This is a genomic window from Xanthomonas indica (assembly GCF_040529045.1).
Lineage (GTDB): Bacteria > Pseudomonadota > Gammaproteobacteria > Xanthomonadales > Xanthomonadaceae > Xanthomonas_A > Xanthomonas_A indica.
Genome location: NZ_CP131914.1, coordinates 154440 through 170466, shown reverse-complemented (window position 1 = coordinate 170466; position 16027 = coordinate 154440). Strand labels below are relative to the sequence as shown.

Sequence of the window (16027 nt, the reverse complement as noted above, 5' to 3'; positions counted from 1 at the left end):
ATGGCCCAGCCCAGCACCGACGCCACCGCCAACGCCTATTACGTGCCCAGCCAGAGCCGCTGGCCGTTCATCGGCTCGATCGCGATGTTCGTGACAATGATCGGCGTGGCCAGTTGGCTCAACGACGCGTCCTGGGGCAAGTGGACCTTCTTCACCGGCATCGCGATGCTGGTGGCGACCTTGTTCATGTGGTTCGGCGACGTGATCCGCGAATCGATCGCCGGGCACTACAACCGCCAGGTCGACGTGTCGTTCCGCATGGGGATGGTGTGGTTCATCTTCTCCGAAGTGATGTTCTTCGGCGCCTTCTTCGGCGCGCTGTTCTACACCCGCACCTTCATCCTGCCGTGGCTGGGCGGCGAGGGCGACGGGGTAATGACCAACGCGCTGCTGTGGGACGGCTACTCCGCCGCCTGGCCGACCAACGGCCCGGGCGGCATCGGCGGCCAGTTCCAGACGATTCCAGCGTGGGGCCTGCCGCTGATCAATACGCTGATCCTGCTCAGCTCCGGCGTGACCCTGACCATCGCCCACCACGCGCTCAAGGCCGGCCACCGCACCCGGCTGATGGTGTTCCAGGCGCTGACCGTGGTGCTGGGTTGCACCTTCCTGTACTTCCAGGCCGAGGAGTACATGCATGCCTACAAGGAGCTCAACCTGACCCTGGGCTCGGGCATCTACGGCTCCACCTTCTTCATGCTCACCGGCTTCCACGGCGCGCACGTGCTGCTGGGCACGATCATGCTGCTGGTGATGCTGCTGCGGATCACGCGCGGACACTTCAGCCGCGACAACCACTTCGCCTTCGAAGCAGCGGCGTGGTACTGGCACTTCGTCGACGTGGTGTGGCTGGCGCTGTTCCTGTTCGTCTATGTGCTTTGAGGGCGGGGAATAGGGAATCGGGAATGGGGAATCGCAAGAGCGGCTTTCGCTTTCGCTTGCGCTTCTGCTTTGCCGAGTCTCTTTTCCCGATTCCCCATTCCCGGCTTCTCAGCGCCCGAGCCCGTGGGGCTTGATCACTCCCGTGTAGATGCCCAGGATCACCAGCAGGATCAGGCACACCGATAGGCCGATGCGCCAGGTCAATGCGTTCACCGTGCGCTTGCTCTGGCCGCGGTCCACCAACAGGTAGTACAGGCCGGCGCCCAGGTTCCACAGGATGAGCAGCAGGAACGCGACGATCAGCAAGGTCTTCAGCGAGTCGTTCATGGGCGTCTCGGCACATGGTGTGTCCGCATTATGACCCTCGCCGCTGCCTCGCGCGTGGGCGCGCGCCGGCGCATGCCGTTGTGGCTGGGCTGGAGCGTCGCGCTCGCGGTGGCGCTGGCCTTCTGCCTGCTTGGCCGCTGGCAGTTGCAGCGCATGCACGAGAAACAGGCGCTGCTGGCGCAGGCGGCGCATGTGCGCGATCGCCCGCAGACGCTGGCCGATGCGCTGCGTGCGAGCCCGCCCGGACACTTGCGCTGGGTGCATGGCGCCGGCCGCTTCCTGCCCGGGCAGATCCTGCTCGACAACCAACTGCGGCAGGGGCGCAGCGGGGTGAAGGTGTACCAGCCGTTCCTGGCCGACGGCGTCGCGGCGCCGCTGCTGGTGGAGCTGGGCTGGTTGCCGCTGCCGGCCGACCGCGCGCTGCCGGCGCCGGCGCCGCTGCAGGGCCGCTACACGCTGGTCGGCCTGCTCGGGCCGGCGCCGTCGCATGGGCTGGCGTTGGGTCCGGCGCTGGTGGCGGCACCCTCGCCGCAGCGCTGGCTGGCGATGCGGATCGAGCCGGCGGCGATCGGCGAGGCGCTCGGCCGCCGCGACATTTTGTCGCAGGTGCTGCGCCTGGATCCGGCCCTGCCGCTGGGCTATCCGCGCGACCTGGACCTGCTGCCGAACACGCTGCCGCCCGAGCGCCACTTGGGTTACGCGGTGCAATGGTTCGGCCTGGCGCTGGCGGTGCTGGTCACCGCGGCGCTGCTCAGCTGGCGCGCGCGCAGGGGACGGGGCGGGCGCTGAGCGCGCGCGCATGAGAAAATCCCCGGCATGAATGCTCCCACCCCGGCCCCGCGCCCGGCGGCCGCACGCGGCCGTTGGCCGCTGATCGTGTTGTTCGTCCTGTTCTTCGGTTCGATGCTGGTCGCCGGCGCGTTGCGCTTCTCCGGCTGGCAGCCGGCTGCCAGCCGCAACCATGGCGAGCTGCTGCAGCCGCCGGCCGACCTGCGCGCGCTGCAGCCGCGGTTGGCCGACGGCCGCGGCTATGCCTGGGAACCGCAGCGGCGCCTGTGGCGCATCGCGCTGGCGCCGCCGGCGGACTGCGGCAGCGCCTGCGATGCGCTGGCGCGCGACCTGGACAAGGTCTGGCAACTGTTCGGCCACGACGCCGACCACGTGCAGATCCTGTGGATCGGCACGCCGCCGGCCGCCGCCCAGGCCCTGCCGCAGGTGCAGGCGCTGCGCGCGGATCCGGCGCTGCTGGCGGCGTTGCCGCGGGTGCGCGATGCGGCCGGCGTGCCGGTCTACGTCATCGATCCGAACGGTTTCGTGGTGCTGCGCTATGCCCCCGGGTTCGACCCGGCCGGGCTGCGCGCGGACCTGGCGAAACTGCTGAAACTCCTGTGAGCCGCTTCCTATGACCCTGTTCGCGCGCCCGGCGCTGTTCCGGCATTTCCACCGCATGGCCTGGCTGGCGGCGCTGTTCACCGCCAGTACCATCATGTTCGGTTCGTTCGTGCGCCTGTCCGACGCGGGCATGAGCTGCCCGGACTGGCCGACCTGCTACGGCCGCATCACCTGGCCGCAGACCAGTGCCGAAGCCGACACCCACGCCGCCAGCAAGATCCGGCCGCTGGAGACGCACAAGGCCTGGCGCGAGCAGATCCACCGCTTCCTGGCCGGGGCGCTGGGCGTGGAGGTGCTGGTGCTGTCGCTGCTGGCGGCGCGGCGGCGCCGGCTCGGCATCGCCCAGATCGTCACGGCGGCGGCGTTGGTGGCGCTGTCGATCCCGCTGTACATGTCCGGCTGGCCGGGGCTGGCGATGCTGGTAGCGGTCGGCGGCGAGGCGATCCTGCTGCTGGCGGCGCTGCGCTGGTCCAACGACGATCTGGCCCGCGCGGCGGTGCTGACCCTGTCGGTGGTGATCTTCCAGGCCCTGCTGGGCATGTGGACGGTGACCCTGCTGCTCAAGCCGATCGTGGTGATGGGGCACCTGCTGGGCGGCCTACTGATGTTCTCGCTGCTGGTGTGGATGGCCTGGCGCGCGACCCACCTGCCGATCACCCTGGCCGATGCGCCGCGCCTGAAATGGCTGCTGCGCCTGGGCGTGGCGGTACTGGTGCTGCAGATCGCGCTGGGCGGCTGGGTCAGCGCCAACTACGCGGCGCTGGCCTGCGGCGGCGGCAGCTGGTCGGCCGACAACTTCCCGCGCTGCGTCAGCCAGTGGTGGCCGCCGCACGATTTCCGCGAGGGCTTCACCCTATGGCGCGGCATCGGCGTGGACTACGAAGGCGGCGTGCTCGATGGCGCGGCGCGCATCGCCATCCAGATGGCGCACCGGATGATGGCGATGGTGGTGGCGGCCTACCTGCTGTGGCTGAGCTGGCGCCTGAGCCGCACGCCGGGCATGCGCGGCTGGGCCGCGGCGCTGGCGCTGCTGCTGGTCGCGCAGGTGTGCCTGGGCATCCTCAACGTCAAGCTGGCGCTGCCCCTGCCGGTGGCGGTGCTGCACAACGCCGGCGCGGTGGCGCTGCTGTTCGTGCTGGTGTCGTTGCTGGCGCGATTGCGGGCACCGCAATGAGCGCGCGCGGCGTCCACTGGCGCGACTACTGGGACCTGACCAAGCCCAAGGTGGTGGCGTTGATCGTGTTCACCGCCCTGGTCGGCATGTGCCTGGCGATCCCGGGGCTGCCGACCTGGGCGCAGGTGCGCACCGGCCTGCTCGGCTTCTTCGGCATCTGGCTGGCGGCCTCGGCGGCGGCGGCGATCAACCAACTGCTGGACGCGCGGATCGACGCGCAGATGGCGCGCACCTCCTGGCGCCCGCTGGTGGTGGGCAAGGTGCTGCCGTGGCAGGTGCTGCTGTTCGCGGCCTTGCTCACCGCACTGTCGATGACCGTGCTGGTGGTGTGGGTCAACTGGATCACCGCGGTGCTGACCTTCGCCTCGCTGATCGGCTATGCAGTGATCTACACGGTGTTCCTCAAGCGCACCACGCCGCAGAACATCGTCATCGGCGGCCTGGCCGGCGCGGCGCCGCCGCTGCTGGGCTGGGCCGCGATCACCGGCATGCAGGGCCAGTGGGACTGGGCCTACGCATCGCTGCTGGTGCTGATCATCTTCGTGTGGACGCCGCCGCACTTCTGGGCGCTGGCGATCTTCCGCCGCGCCGACTACGCCAAGGCCTCGATCCCGATGCTGCCGGTCACCCACGGCGTGGCGCATACCCGCCGGCAGATCCTGGTGTACACGGTGCTGCTGGTGGTGGTGACCCTGCTGCCGGTGGCGGTGGGCATGAGCGGGGTGTTCTACCTCGGCGGCACCCTGGTGCTGGACGCGGTGTTCCTCTGGTACGCCTGGCGCATGCTCGACCCGCCGGACGAGATGTTCTCGATGCGCATGTTCGGTTATTCCATCGTGTACCTGATGGCGCTGTTCGCGTTCCTGCTGGTCGACCACTGGATTGCCTGAACCGCTCGTTCAGCCCCCCGTTCAAGTGTTGCCGGCCGCGGTCGTTATCGGACGAACGACCAAGATCGGCAAAGCCGCGGAGACATCCATGTGGGGCAAGAGCAAGCAAGACGCGGCGGAGCTGCAGGCACTGACGGAGCGCCTGCGTGAGGCCGAGGCCGAGCGCGACCGCGCGCGTGCGCAGGCCGACGGCGCCCTCGCCAATCTGGACGAGATGCGCGTCCGTTTCGACCTGGTCACCAAGGCAACCACCGACGGCCTCTGGGAAATGAGCGTGATCGCCGGCGATCCGATCAACCCCGCCAATGAATTCTGGTGGTCCTCGCAGTTCCGCGCGATGCTGGGTTTCTCCTCCGAGCTCGACTTTCCCAACGTGCTGGACAGTTGGGCCTCGCGCCTGCATCCGGAGGACAAGCAGGCCACGCTGGACGCGTTCGCCGCGCACCTGGGCGACCGCAGCGGCCAGACCCCGTACGACGTGGACTACCGCCTGCAGCTGAAGAACGGCCAGTACCGCTGGTTCCGCGCGATCGGCACCACCCAGCGTGATGCCCAGGGCACGCCTTTGCGCGTGGCCGGCGCGCTCACCGACATCACCGAGCGGCGCGAACGCGAGGCCTTCCTGGACATCGTGCTGACGCGGTTCGAACTGGGCCAGGACATGCTCAACGACGGCCTGTGGGACATGAGCGTGATCGCCGGTGACCCGATCAATCCGTCCAACGAGTTCTGGTGGTCGCCGCAGTTCCGCTCGCTGCTGGGATTCGCCTCCGAGGCCGAGTTCCCCAACGTGCTCGACAGTTGGTCCTCGCGCCTGCACCCGGAGGACGCGCAGGCCGCGCTCAACGCGTTCGCCGCGCACCTCAACGACCGTACCGGCCGCACCGGCTTCGACATCGAGTACCGCCTGCAGTTGAAGAACGGCGAGTACCGCTGGTTCCGCGCGCGCGGCCTGACCAAGCGCGCCGCCGACGGCACCCCGCTGCGCGCGGTCGGCGCCCTGCTGGACATCCATGCCGCGCGCCAGCTCGGCGAGGCCGCGCACACCCTGCAGACCGCGGCCGCGGAAATGGTCGACGACAACAGCGACCTGGCCCGCCGCACCGAGCAGCAGGCGGCGGCGCTGGAAGAAGCGGCCAGCTCGATGGAAGAGATCACCGGCACCGTGCAGCGCAACGTCGAGCACGTCGGCCATGCCAACCGCTTGGTGGACGGCGCCAGCGACGTCGCCCAGCGTGGCGGCGAGGTGGTGCGCGACGTGGTGCAGACCATGGCCGGCATCGAGAGCGCCTCGCGCAAGATCGCCGACATCATCAGCGTGATCGACGGCATCGCCTTCCAGACCAATATCCTCGCCCTGAACGCGGCGGTGGAAGCGGCGCGTGCCGGCGAGCAGGGCCGCGGCTTCGCCGTGGTCGCCACCGAAGTGCGCAGCCTGGCCCAGCGTTGCGCCGATGCGGCCAAGGAAGTGCGCGGCCTGATCGCCGGGTCCAGCGAGCAGGTCGATCGCGGTTCGGCGCTGGTCGCGCGCGCCGGCGCCACGATGGAAGAACTGCTCGGCTCGGTGCGCGAGGTGCAGCGCATCATGACCGACATCGCCGGCGCCAGCCGCGAGCAGAGCGCCGGCATCGGCCAGGTCAACCAGATCGTGGTGCAGATGGACACCGCCACGCAGCAGAACGCGGCACTGGTCGAAAAGATGGCCGAGGCCGCACGCGCGCTGGAAGGGCAGGCGCAGGGCCTCAGCGCGCATACCAGCAGCGGCCGCCGTGCCGGCGGCCAGGCAGGCGCTCAGTCGGCGGCGCCGGTCCGCGTGGCAGCCTGATCGGGCGCGCGTGAGCGCACGGCGCGTCGGCGCGCGCCGCTGCGCGAGGCGCGCAACCGGCGTGGTGCGCGGCGCGGGGCGACCGCGCTGCAGCGACGCGCGGACCGGATCTCTCTGAAGCGCGACGGCCGTGCAGCGGGCCGGCGGTTGCCGCTGGCCCGCTGCACGGCCGCCGTGTGTTACACGGCTTGCGCCCTCACCCCAGCCAATGCTGGCAGCCGTCGCGCGCCTGGCTGCCGCAGCTTTGCTGCATCTTCTGCTGCAGCCGCGCCAGCACTGCGCTGCCGTCATGACCCTTGCTCCAGGCCTGCAGGGTCTTGGCCAGGGTGTCGAAGCGCTGCCGGGTGCGCTGGTGATAGCCATCCGGCTGGCCGGCCAGTTCGCCGATCACTTGGCCGGCGGCCGCTTCGATCGCGGCCGCATTGTCCGGCTGCAGCCGGATCAGGCCGTCGACATAGAGCACGCCCCATTGCACGCGGGTGGCGGGGCCTTGCGCGCTCTCGTAGGCCTTCTTCAACCAGAACAGCGCCGTCTGCTTGTCGCCGCGCGCCTCGGCCAGGCCGGCCAGTTCCGGCATGTAGTAGTAGGGCGTCTTGCTGCGCTGGAGCTCGGCCAGCAGCAGTTGTTCGGCGCCGGCGCTGTCGCCGGCGGCGTCCAGCAGGCCGGCGGCGGTGCTGATCGTGGACTGGCGTTCGTAGTCGGTCTTGGCGGCCTGCTCGGCCCATTGCACGCGCTGCTGCACCTTGGCGACCACCGCGGGCGGCAACGGCGGCTGCGGCCCGTCGCCGGCCTCGGCCGGCTGGCCTTGCGCCAGGCGCGCCAACGCGATGTCCGCGGTGGCGGTGTCCAGGCGATCGCTGATCGGCAGGCTGCCGTCGGCATAGACCTGGTCCAGTGCATGGGTCAGCGCGCTGGACAGCGTGTTGCGCTCGGCGGCATCGCCGGCCGCGGCCTGGACCAGCTCGCGTGCCGCATAGGTCAGCGTGCTGCGGTTGGCGCGCACTTCGGCCGGATCGGCCAGCACCGCCTGCAGCAGCGCGCGGTCGGCGGCGCGGTGCTTGGCATCCACGGTGGTGGCCTTGGCCGGATCCTGCGCGGCCAGCGCCAGCAATGCGAAACGGCGCTGCAACGCCGGCTGCGGCGCGGCCGCGGCCAGGCGCGCGAGCACCTCCGGCGCCTGCCCTGGCTTGACCAACTGGGCGGCATCCACCTCCCAGCCGTATTCGCCGAGCAGGGTCCAGTCGTCGGTGCCGAGCGTGGCCGGCGCCTTCAGCGCTTGCTGCAGCAACTGCGCCGAGGTGGTGGTGCGGGTCGCGGCGACGCGTAGCGCCTCGGCCAGACGCTGCGTGTCGCTGTCGCCGGCCAGGCGGGTGATCTCGCTGTGGTCCGGGCGCAGCACGATGATGGTCGGATAGCCCTTGATGCCGAAGCGTTCGCCCCAGGCCTGCGCGCCCTCCGAATCGCCGTCCAGGTGCACCGCGACGAAAGCGCGGGTGCGGGCGATGAACGCCGGGTCCTTGAACAGCGTGGCCTTGAGCCGGTTGCAGGGTGGGCACCAGGCCGCGCCCCAGTACAGCAGCACCGGTTTGTTGTGTTCGCGCGCTTCGGCGAAGGCATCGTCGACGTCGCCCTCGCGCCAGGCGATGCCGGCGCTGTCGGCGGCAGGCGCCGGCGTGGTGGCCTTGGGCGCGGCGGGTGTTGGCGGTTTCTGGCAGGCGCCCAGCGCCAGCAGCGTGGCCAGGCTGGCGGAGATCGTCGCGGAACGGCGAAACATGCGGCTCATGGGGGGAGGCACCGGATGGGGAGGGAGACACGGCGCCGGCCGTGCCGGCCGTCTACTGTACGCAGCCGCCGCCGTGCTTGCACATGCCGGCGACGCATCTGCATATGCCGCGATTCCCGGTGCCGCGCAGGGCGGCGCGCCCGCGGTCGTGCCGGCGCGATGCCGGTCGCGCGCTAGGGCTTGGCTTCCGCCTTCGCCGCGCGCGCGTAGCGTTGCGCGATCACTGCGCAGACGATCAACTGGATCTGGTGGTAGATCATCACCGGCAGCACGATCGCGCCGAGGCTGCCGCTGGCGAACAGCACCTTGGCCATCGGCACGCCGGTGGCAAGGCTTTTCTTCGAGCCGCAGAACACGATCGGGATCTCGTCCTCGCGCGAAAAGCCCAGGCGCCGCGCGCTGAAGGTGATCAGCGTCATCGCCAGCGCCAGCAGCAGGGCGCCGACCACGGCGACGCCGAGCAGGGCCGGCAGCGGCGTCTTGCGCCACAGGCCTTCGACCACCGCGGCGCTGAACGCGGTGTACACCACCAGCAGGATGGTGCTCTGGTCGGTGTAGCGCAGCACCGCGCGGCGGCGCGCGACCCAGCCGCCGATCCAGCGCTGCAGCAGGTGGCCGGCGACGAACGGCACCAGCAGCTGCAGCATGATCTTGCCCATCGCCTCCAGCGGGTTGGCCATGGCGCTCTGCGCGCCGGCCAGCAGGCCCATCAACAGCGGCGTCAGGAACACCCCGAGCAGGCTCGACAGCGAGGCGCTGCACACCGCCGCCGGCACGTTGCCGCCGGCCATCGAGGTGAAGGCGATCGACGACTGCACCGTGGACGGCAGCGTGCACAGGAACAGCACGCCGATGTACAGGTCCGGGGTCAGCAGCCAGTGCGACAGCGGCTTGAACAGCAGGCCCAGCAACGGGAACAGGATGAAGGTGGCGGCGAAGATGGTCAGGTGCAGGCGCCAGTGCAGCGCGCCGGCGACGATGGCCTCGCGCGACAGCCGCACGCCGTGCAGGAAGAACAGCGCGGCGATCGCCAGGTCGGTGACCACGTCCATCACCGACGCCGCGCGCCCCTGCACCGGCAGCAGCGAGGCGAGCAGCACCGTGCACAGCAGCGCCAGCGTGAACGGTTCGATGCGCAGGCGCGCGAGCCAGGACTTGAGCATGAGGGGGAGTCGAGCGGGGGGAGGGGATGGGGCATTCTAGGAAGCATGGCGCCCGCACGCGAATTTGGACGCGCGGCGTAGACAACTCGCAGACAGATCGCCGCACACGCCGGCCCGGTCAAATCCACGCACCAACGGCTTGCTAGATTGCGGCCACCCGGTCGATGGGGAGCGCGCCGGGCACGCAGGCGCGCCGCGCGCGTGCGGTTCCTGCTCCTCCAGGCACTGCCACGGACTAGGAGCTTGCACATGTCATACGACCAGTATCAGACGGTTTTTGCGCTTTCGAGCCTGGCAAATTGGGTCAGCCGCCGGCATGGCGTGGCATCGGCACTACAGGCCGACTATCAACGCGTATTGCATGCGACGCTGGGTTCAGCGCCGGCACAGGCAACGATCGGTGCGTGGGATGTCGTGTGGGGGCCGCAGATTTGGCAGGCGAAGGATTCCAACCGCTCGGATAACGCGATGTTCGTCGCCAAGTCGAGCAACGTGAATGGTATTGACGGCGACGTCTATGTGGTGGCGATTTGCGCGACCAATCCGTACTCGTTCTACGATTGGCTGGTGGAAGACTTCGACGTTGCCTCCGTAGTCAAGTTCGCGAAGTACGATCCGTTGGCGCCTACTCCACCGGTCGCGGCGGGAAAATTGATTCTTCCGGAGACGCCCGTCATTTCGATGGGGGCCGCCTTGGGTGTGTGGCACTTGCTCAACATGGTGAGCCCCGCATCGGCAGCGGCCCCGGGCACAACGCTCGACACGTTCCTGAAAACCGCGGCGGAAACTGGTGCGACGGTGATCTTCGCTGGGCATAGCCTAGGCGGAGCGTTGTCGCCCACGATGGCCACTTGGTTGAAGAGCACGCAACGGCTCGATGGTTGCAAAGCGGTGTACTGCTATCCCACCGCCGGTGCTACACCCGGCAATGCGGCATTCGCGGATCTGTATGCGGCGACGTTGCCACCATCGGCCATCGGTGAAAAACCGTATCAGGCGTGGAACCACGATCTGTGGAATACGCTAGACGTGGTGCCGCATGCTTGGGTATTGAAGATGCTGGGTGAGATCCGGCATATCTACGGCAACGGGCCGATTCTCGGCGTCGAAGCTTTCGTATTCCTTGCGACATTCAATGCACTGGCGTCCGGCGTCAGCTACAGGCAGATCACCAACCAATCCCTGCAAGGAACGCTCAGCGGCTCCGCGCCGAAGAGTACGCTTGAGTTTCTCAAACAGATGGCGATCCAACACGGTACGGCGTACGAAACGCTGATCGGCGAATGGCTGACGCCGGTGGTGCCGCTGGGCTATGCATTGCAGAGTGCGGAGGTGGATGCAGAGGCCCTGCTGCAGGCGCAGGCCGCGCGTCTGGACGCTGCTAGCGAAGGTGTGCGCGCACTTCGGGCAGAAGGGCGTGCGGTGGTTGCTGCGGATGCCTGATCGTGGTTGCCGGCCCCATTGCGCGGTGGGGCCGGGTGCTTGTTGATACCGCATCGGCCTTGCACGTGGCATGGTCGGCACAATGTGCCAACCGTTGTGCCAGGCACAGCTAGTGCAGCCCCGCGCGCGCCTTCAACAGTTCCCGCAACTCGTACTTGTCGGTGTCGTCCAGGCCTTGCGCGCGCTGCTTGGCCTGCAGTTCGTCCAGGCGCTGCTGCAGCGTCTGCTTTTCCAGCTGCACGACCACGTCGTGCAGTTCCTGGCGCCAGCTGGCGGTCTCGCCGGCGATCTCCTGCACCGCCAGCTTCTGCAGCGCGGCCAGTTCCTCGCGTTCGTGAAAGTGTTCGAGCAGGGCGCCGGTGGTGATTTCCGGGCGCGCATGCACGATCTGCAGCAGTTCGATCATCAGTTCGATGCCGGGCAGGCGCAGGCCGGCGAACGGGTAGGGCGGCGGCAGGTCCAGCGCCAGCGACGGCGCCTGCAGCAGGCGCACGATCGCCTCGCGCACCAGGCTGCGCTTGTGCGCGGGGCGCGGCACGCGCGGCGGCGGCCGGCTCGCCGCCGCCGTGGCGGCCGCTGGTGCGGCGGCGCCGATGCCGGTGAGTTCGGCCAGGCGCTGGCGCATCAGGTCGCCGAAGGCGCCGTCGGGAATCTGCGCCAGCATCGGCCGCGCGCGTTCGGCCAGGCGTGCCTTGCCGTCGAGCGTGCCGAGGTTGATCTCGCGCGAGAGTTCGTCGAAGAAGAACTGCGACAGCGGCGTGGCCTGGACCAGCCGCGCATCGAAGGCCGCGGCGCCTTCCTTGCGCACGATGGTGTCCGGGTCCTCGCCATCGGGCAGGAACAGGAAGAACGCCTGGCGGCCGTCCTTCATCCGCGGCAGCACCGATTCCAGCGCCTTCCAGCCGGCACGGCGGCCGGCGGCGTCGCCGTCGAAGCAGAAGAACACGTCCGGCGCGTTGCGGAACAGCAGTTCGGCGTGGTCCGGCGTGGTCGCGGTGCCCAGCGTCGCCACCGCCTGGGTGACGCCGAACTGGAACAGCGAGACCACGTCCATGTAGCCCTCGACCACGATCAGCCGCTCGATCTTCTGGTTGGCCTGGCGCACCTGCCACAGGCCGTACAGTTCGCGGCCCTTGTGGAACAGCGCGGTCTCGGGCGAGTTCAGGTACTTGGGGCCGTCGTCCTTGTCGAGCACGCGGCCGCCGAAGGCGATGACCCGGCCGCGGCGGTCGAAAATCGGGAACATCACCCGGTCGCGGAACTTGTCGTAGACGTGGCCACGGTCGTTCTTGGAGAACAACCCGGCACGGTCCAGCAGCTTGAGCCGGCGCTCGTCGGTGCCCAATGCGTCCTTGAGCGCGCTGTAGCCGTCCGGGGCATAGCCGATCTGGAAGCGCGCACGGTTCTCCGCATCCACGCCGCGGCCGTCCAGGTAGGCACGCGCCTTGTCGCTGCCGTCGAACTGGCGCTGGAAGAACTTGGCCGCCGCTTCCAGCGCCGAGTACAGGTCGCGGTGGTCGTCGCCGGCGGCCTGGGCGGCGCCGCGCTGCTGGGCGTCGCGCGGCACTTCCATGCCGGCGCGCTTGGCCAGTTCGTCGACCGCGTCGAGGAATTCGAGGCGGTCGTAGTTCATCAGGAAGCTGATCGCGGTGCCGTGCGCGCCGCAGCCGAAGCAGTGGTAGAACTGCTTGGTCGGGGACACCGTGAACGAGGCCGAGCGCTCGTCGTGGAACGGGCAGCGCGCCGCGTACTCCTTGCCCTGGCGCTTCAGCGGCACGCGCGTGCCGACCACCTCGACGATGTCGGTGCGGGCGAGCAGGTCGTCGATGAATGCGTCGGGGATGCGGGCCATCCGCATAGGATGCCACGCGCGTGCGCCGTCACGCTGGGCGCGCTGCCTGTGTGGTTCAGCGCCGTGCGGTCAGGGCGTGGGCGGTGCCTGTGCGGCGTTGCGCGGGTCGATCCCGGCGGCGACGAGCTTGCTGTGCGAGCGCAGGCGCTCGTCGATCACCGCGGTGATCAGCGCGCCGACGAAGAACACCACGGTGGCGTAGTAGATCCACACCAGCAGGATCACCAGCGCGCCCATCGAGCCGTAGGCGCTGCCCGGCGCGGCGGTGGCGATGTACAGGCCGATCGCATAGCGCCCGGCCACGAATAGGCAGGCGGTGATGGCGCCGCCGATGATCGCCTGGCGCCATTGCACCCGGCGGTCGGGCAGGTAGTGGTAGAGCACGGCGAAGGCCAGCACGTAGATCGCCAGGGTCGAGACGTAGCCGACCGCCGGCAGCAGCGACGGCATCCGCGCGAACACCACCTGCAGCACGGTGGTCAGGATCATCGAGATCAGCAGCAGGAAGCCCAGCCCCAGCACCACGCCGAAGGAGAACACGCGCTTCTTCAGCCAGGCCATGATGCCGTCCAGGCGCTGCTTGTCGGTGCGGAAGATCAGGTTCAGCGCGTTCTGCAGCTGCGCGAACACCGCGGTGGCGCCGACGAACAGCAGCAGGGTGCTCCACAGCCCGGCCAGCGAGCCGATGTTGGGCTGGTTCTTGGCGTTGTCGATCACCGTCTGCGCGACCTCGCGCGCGCCGTGCCCGGCCAGCTGCCCGATCTGCGCGATCAGCGCCTCCTGGGCCTGCGGGTACAGCGAGGCGGTGAGCCACAGCAGCAGCACCAGCAGCGGCGCCAGCGACAGCAGGGCGTAGAACGACAGCGAGGCCGACTGGGTCATCACGTCGATCTCGACGAAGCGCCGCACCAGCGCGGCCGGCAGGCTCTGCTGCAGGCGGTCGAGGTGTTTGTGCAGGCGATCGGACGACAGGGGCAGGGACATGGGCGCGGGACCTTCGGCGCGCGGCGTCGCAACGCCGGTCCCGCACTGCGCGCTGAAGGAGGGCGCGGGCTTGCCGGGCGTTGTAGCAGCCCGGCATCGAAAGGCGGGTGAAGCCCGCCGCCCGCGCGCTCCTCGGGAGCGTCAGCCGGCCAGTTGCTGCTTGACCAGCACCGAGACCTGGCCCATGTCGGCCTTGCCGGCCAGCATCGGCTTGAGCACGCCCATCAGCTTGCCCATGTCGGCCGGGCTGGCGGCGCCGGTCTGCGCCATCGCCGCCTGGATCGCGGCGACGATCTCGGCCTCGCCCATCTTGCTCGGCAGGTAGCGCTCGATCACCACGATCTCCTCGCGCTCCACCTGGGCCAGGTCGTCGCGGCCGGCGGCCTCGTACTGGCTTACCGAGTCCTTGCGCTGCTTGACCATCTTGTCCATCACCGCGATCACCGCGGCGTCGTCCATCTCCACGCGCTCGTCCACTTCCTTCTGCTTGATCGCGGCGTTGATCAGCCGGATCACGCCCAGGCTGTGCTTGTCGCCGGACTTCATCGCGGCCTTCATGTCGTCGGTGAGCTGCTGCTTGAGGGTCATGAGGGACTCCACAGGGAAGAGAAAAGGGGGGAAGGGCATTCTAGGCAAGCGCGCTGGCGCAGGCCGTGCGGACGAGGCGGCACGCGGGTGCCGAGGGATCAGGGACGGGGCCGATACTCCGCGCGGGCGGATCGCCTGGTCCAAGCAGCAGATGCACAAAAAGCCGGCGACGCTTGCGCGTGCCGGCTTCGTGGGCTTACCGTAGCGGGTGCCGAAACCGGCACATCCCGCTACCGCAGGCCGCGATCCTCAGTACAGACGCTGGCGCTTGGTGACGTCGCGCGAGGTGCGACGCAGCTGGCGCTTCACCGCGGCAGCGGCCTTGCGCTTGCGTTCCTGGGTCGGCTTTTCGTAGAACTCGCGCTTGCGGGTTTCGGCCAGCACGCCGGCCTTTTCGCAGGTGCGCTTGAAGCGACGGAGCGCAAACTCGAAGGGCTCGTTCTCGCGGACTTTAACGCTGGGCATGGAATCTCCGGGACACAATGGTGACCGGGTCAGGCCCGGCGAGCCGCACATTATAGCGGCAGATTTCGCGGCTGCAAGCGCCGCGTTTGGCCTGCCGCCGATTCGGCCCCACAATGCACCCATGAACGTTCTCGGCATCGAATCCAGTTGCGACGAAACCGGCGTCGCCGTCTACGACACCACGCGCTCCGGCGCGGCCGCGCTGCGCGCGCACGCGCTGTACAGCCAGATCGCCCTGCACGCCGAGTACGGCGGGGTGGTGCCGGAGCTGGCCAGCCGCGACCACGTGCGCAAGCTGCTGCCGCTGATCCGCCAGACCCTGGCCGAGGCCGGCCTGCAGGTGCGCGACCTGGACGGGGTGGCCTACACCGCCGGGCCGGGCCTGGTCGGCGCGCTGCTGGTCGGTGCCGGCGTGGCCCGGGCCCTGGCCTGGGCGCTGGACGTGCCGGCGATCGGCGTGCACCACATGGAAGGCCACCTGCTGGCGCCGCTGATGGAGGATCCGGACCCGGTGCACGGGGCGCCGGCGCCGCCGTTCGTGGCGCTGCTGGTGTCCGGCGGCCACACCCAGCTGATCGCGGTGGAGGCCATCGGCCGTTACCGCCTGCTCGGCGAGACCCTGGACGACGCCGCCGGCGAGGCCTTCGACAAGACCGCCAAGCTGATGGGCCTGCCGTATCCGGGCGGCCCGCAGCTGGCGGCGCTGGCCACGCAGGGCACCTCGGGGCGGTTCCGCTTCGCCCGGCCGATGACCGACCGGCCCGGCCTGGACTTCAGCTTTTCCGGGCTCAAGACCCAGGTGCTGCTGGCCTGGCGCGACAGCGACCAGTCCGAGACGGTGCGCGCCGACATCGCCCGCGGTTTCGAGGACGCGGTGGTGGACACGCTGGCGATCAAGTGCGAGCGCGCGCTGGAGGCGGCCGGCAGCGACACCATCGTGGTCGCCGGCGGCGTCGGCGCCAACCTGCGCCTGCGCGCCAAGCTGCAGGCGATGGCGCAGGCGCGCGGCGGCCGCGCCTGCTTCCCGCGCCCGGCGCTGTGCACCGACAACGGCGCGATGATCGCCTTCGCCGGCGCCCTGCGCCTGCAGGCCGGGTTGCACGATGCCGCGTCCGCGGTGCAGGTGACGCCGCGCTGGGACATGGCGACGTTGCCGCCGTTGGCGGCGGCAACGCGGGAGTCGGGAGTCGGGATTGGGGATTCGTAAAGCGGCTCCGCGGTTGCATCAGCTTTTGCCTTTGCTCTTACCATTCCCGAAT

At 69.5% G+C, this 16027-nt stretch carries 15 protein-coding genes; 8 read left to right on the top strand and 7 right to left on the bottom strand.

Annotated features, from left to right (window positions below; translation table 11 throughout):
- Complete coding sequence (locus Q7W82_RS00705; protein ID WP_160945719.1) at positions 1–882, top strand: cytochrome c oxidase subunit 3; 882 nt, start codon at positions 1–3, stop codon at positions 880–882.
- Positions 883–990: 108 nt separating this feature from the next.
- On the opposite strand, the gene Q7W82_RS00700 is transcribed toward Q7W82_RS00705, so the two are convergent.
- Complete coding sequence (locus tag Q7W82_RS00700) at positions 991–1209, bottom strand: twin transmembrane helix small protein (protein ID WP_010341612.1); 219 nt, start codon at positions 1207–1209, stop codon at positions 991–993.
- Positions 1210–1239: 30 nt separating this feature from the next.
- Here Q7W82_RS00700 and Q7W82_RS00695 point away from each other — a divergent pair, with 30 nt between their 5' ends.
- From Q7W82_RS00695 to Q7W82_RS00675, 5 genes are all read left to right on the top strand, one after another.
- Positions 1240–1998 carry an SURF1 family protein gene (locus Q7W82_RS00695; RefSeq protein WP_242161165.1) on the top strand — a complete coding sequence of 253 codons (759 nt, stop codon included), beginning with the start codon at positions 1240–1242 and terminating at the stop codon, positions 1996–1998.
- Between the two features lie 27 nt (positions 1999–2025).
- On the top strand, positions 2026–2601 hold the full coding sequence (locus Q7W82_RS00690) for a hypothetical protein (RefSeq protein WP_242161166.1): 576 nt from the start codon (positions 2026–2028) through the stop codon (positions 2599–2601).
- A gap of 10 nt (positions 2602–2611) precedes the next feature.
- Positions 2612–3775, top strand: a complete 1164-nt coding sequence (locus Q7W82_RS00685; protein WP_017914359.1) for a COX15/CtaA family protein — start codon at positions 2612–2614, stop codon at positions 3773–3775.
- Positions 3772–4665 (top strand): heme o synthase, encoded by an 894-nt coding sequence (cyoE, locus tag Q7W82_RS00680; protein WP_242161167.1) that lies wholly within the window; start codon positions 3772–3774, stop codon positions 4663–4665. Before Q7W82_RS00685 ends, cyoE begins: the two co-directional genes overlap by 4 nt.
- An 88-nt stretch (positions 4666–4753) precedes the next feature.
- On the top strand, positions 4754–6490 hold the full coding sequence (locus Q7W82_RS00675; RefSeq protein ID WP_242161168.1) for a PAS domain-containing methyl-accepting chemotaxis protein: 1737 nt from the start codon (positions 4754–4756) through the stop codon (positions 6488–6490).
- 196 nt (positions 6491–6686) lie between these two features.
- Here the strand turns inward: Q7W82_RS00675 and Q7W82_RS00670 are convergent, their stop codons facing one another.
- Both Q7W82_RS00670 and Q7W82_RS00665 read right to left on the bottom strand, forming a co-directional pair.
- A complete protein-coding gene (locus tag Q7W82_RS00670; protein WP_242161169.1) occupies positions 6687–8273 on the bottom strand; it encodes a thioredoxin family protein in 1587 nt (528 codons plus the stop codon).
- A gap of 173 nt (positions 8274–8446) precedes the next feature.
- The gene (locus Q7W82_RS00665; RefSeq protein ID WP_242161170.1) at positions 8447–9436 is read right to left on the bottom strand and encodes a bile acid:sodium symporter family protein; all 990 of its coding nucleotides are present in this window, start codon (positions 9434–9436) and stop codon (positions 8447–8449) included.
- Between the two features lie 249 nt (positions 9437–9685).
- Here Q7W82_RS00665 and Q7W82_RS00660 point away from each other — a divergent pair, with 249 nt between their 5' ends.
- Positions 9686–10879, top strand: coding sequence for a lipase family protein (locus Q7W82_RS00660; RefSeq protein WP_242161171.1), 1194 nt, complete (start codon positions 9686–9688; stop codon positions 10877–10879).
- Positions 10880–10988: 109 nt separating this feature from the next.
- Here Q7W82_RS00660 and dnaG read toward each other — a convergent pair whose 3' ends face one another.
- The 4 genes from dnaG to rpsU all read right to left on the bottom strand — a co-directional run bounded on the left by dnaG (position 10989) and on the right by rpsU (position 14768).
- Positions 10989–12731, bottom strand: a complete 1743-nt coding sequence (gene dnaG, locus Q7W82_RS00655; protein WP_242161172.1) for a DNA primase — start codon at positions 12729–12731, stop codon at positions 10989–10991.
- Between the two features lie 69 nt (positions 12732–12800).
- Positions 12801–13715 (bottom strand): YihY/virulence factor BrkB family protein, encoded by a 915-nt coding sequence (locus Q7W82_RS00650; RefSeq protein ID WP_242161173.1) that lies wholly within the window; start codon positions 13713–13715, stop codon positions 12801–12803.
- A gap of 141 nt (positions 13716–13856) precedes the next feature.
- Positions 13857–14303, bottom strand: coding sequence for a GatB/YqeY domain-containing protein (locus Q7W82_RS00645; protein WP_160945710.1), 447 nt, complete (start codon positions 14301–14303; stop codon positions 13857–13859).
- A 249-nt stretch (positions 14304–14552) separates the two neighbouring features.
- Positions 14553–14768 carry a 30S ribosomal protein S21 gene (gene rpsU, locus Q7W82_RS00640; RefSeq protein ID WP_003465342.1) on the bottom strand — a complete coding sequence of 72 codons (216 nt, stop codon included), beginning with the start codon at positions 14766–14768 and terminating at the stop codon, positions 14553–14555.
- Between the two features lie 121 nt (positions 14769–14889).
- Here rpsU and tsaD point away from each other — a divergent pair, with 121 nt between their 5' ends.
- Entirely contained in the window at positions 14890–15975 is a 1086-nt protein-coding gene (gene tsaD, locus Q7W82_RS00635) for a tRNA (adenosine(37)-N6)-threonylcarbamoyltransferase complex transferase subunit TsaD (protein ID WP_242161174.1), read from the top strand.
- Positions 15976–16027 lie beyond the last annotated feature (52 nt).

Coding starts and splice junctions, on each gene's coding strand:
- Q7W82_RS00705 (WP_160945719.1), top strand. CDS start 1: ATGGCCCAGCCCAGCACCGACGCCACCGCCAACGCCTATTACGTGCCC.
- Q7W82_RS00700 (WP_010341612.1), bottom strand. CDS start 1,209: ATGAACGACTCGCTGAAGACCTTGCTGATCGTCGCGTTCCTGCTGCTC.
- Q7W82_RS00695 (WP_242161165.1), top strand. CDS start 1,240: ATGACCCTCGCCGCTGCCTCGCGCGTGGGCGCGCGCCGGCGCATGCCG.
- Q7W82_RS00690 (WP_242161166.1), top strand. CDS start 2,026: ATGAATGCTCCCACCCCGGCCCCGCGCCCGGCGGCCGCACGCGGCCGT.
- Q7W82_RS00685 (WP_017914359.1), top strand. CDS start 2,612: ATGACCCTGTTCGCGCGCCCGGCGCTGTTCCGGCATTTCCACCGCATG.
- cyoE (WP_242161167.1), top strand. CDS start 3,772: ATGAGCGCGCGCGGCGTCCACTGGCGCGACTACTGGGACCTGACCAAG.
- Q7W82_RS00675 (WP_242161168.1), top strand. CDS start 4,754: ATGTGGGGCAAGAGCAAGCAAGACGCGGCGGAGCTGCAGGCACTGACG.
- Q7W82_RS00670 (WP_242161169.1), bottom strand. CDS start 8,273: ATGAGCCGCATGTTTCGCCGTTCCGCGACGATCTCCGCCAGCCTGGCC.
- Q7W82_RS00665 (WP_242161170.1), bottom strand. CDS start 9,436: ATGCTCAAGTCCTGGCTCGCGCGCCTGCGCATCGAACCGTTCACGCTG.
- Q7W82_RS00660 (WP_242161171.1), top strand. CDS start 9,686: ATGTCATACGACCAGTATCAGACGGTTTTTGCGCTTTCGAGCCTGGCA.
- dnaG (WP_242161172.1), bottom strand. CDS start 12,731: ATGGCCCGCATCCCCGACGCATTCATCGACGACCTGCTCGCCCGCACC.
- Q7W82_RS00650 (WP_242161173.1), bottom strand. CDS start 13,715: ATGTCCCTGCCCCTGTCGTCCGATCGCCTGCACAAACACCTCGACCGC.
- Q7W82_RS00645 (WP_160945710.1), bottom strand. CDS start 14,303: ATGACCCTCAAGCAGCAGCTCACCGACGACATGAAGGCCGCGATGAAG.
- rpsU (WP_003465342.1), bottom strand. CDS start 14,768: ATGCCCAGCGTTAAAGTCCGCGAGAACGAGCCCTTCGAGTTTGCGCTC.
- tsaD (WP_242161174.1), top strand. CDS start 14,890: ATGAACGTTCTCGGCATCGAATCCAGTTGCGACGAAACCGGCGTCGCC.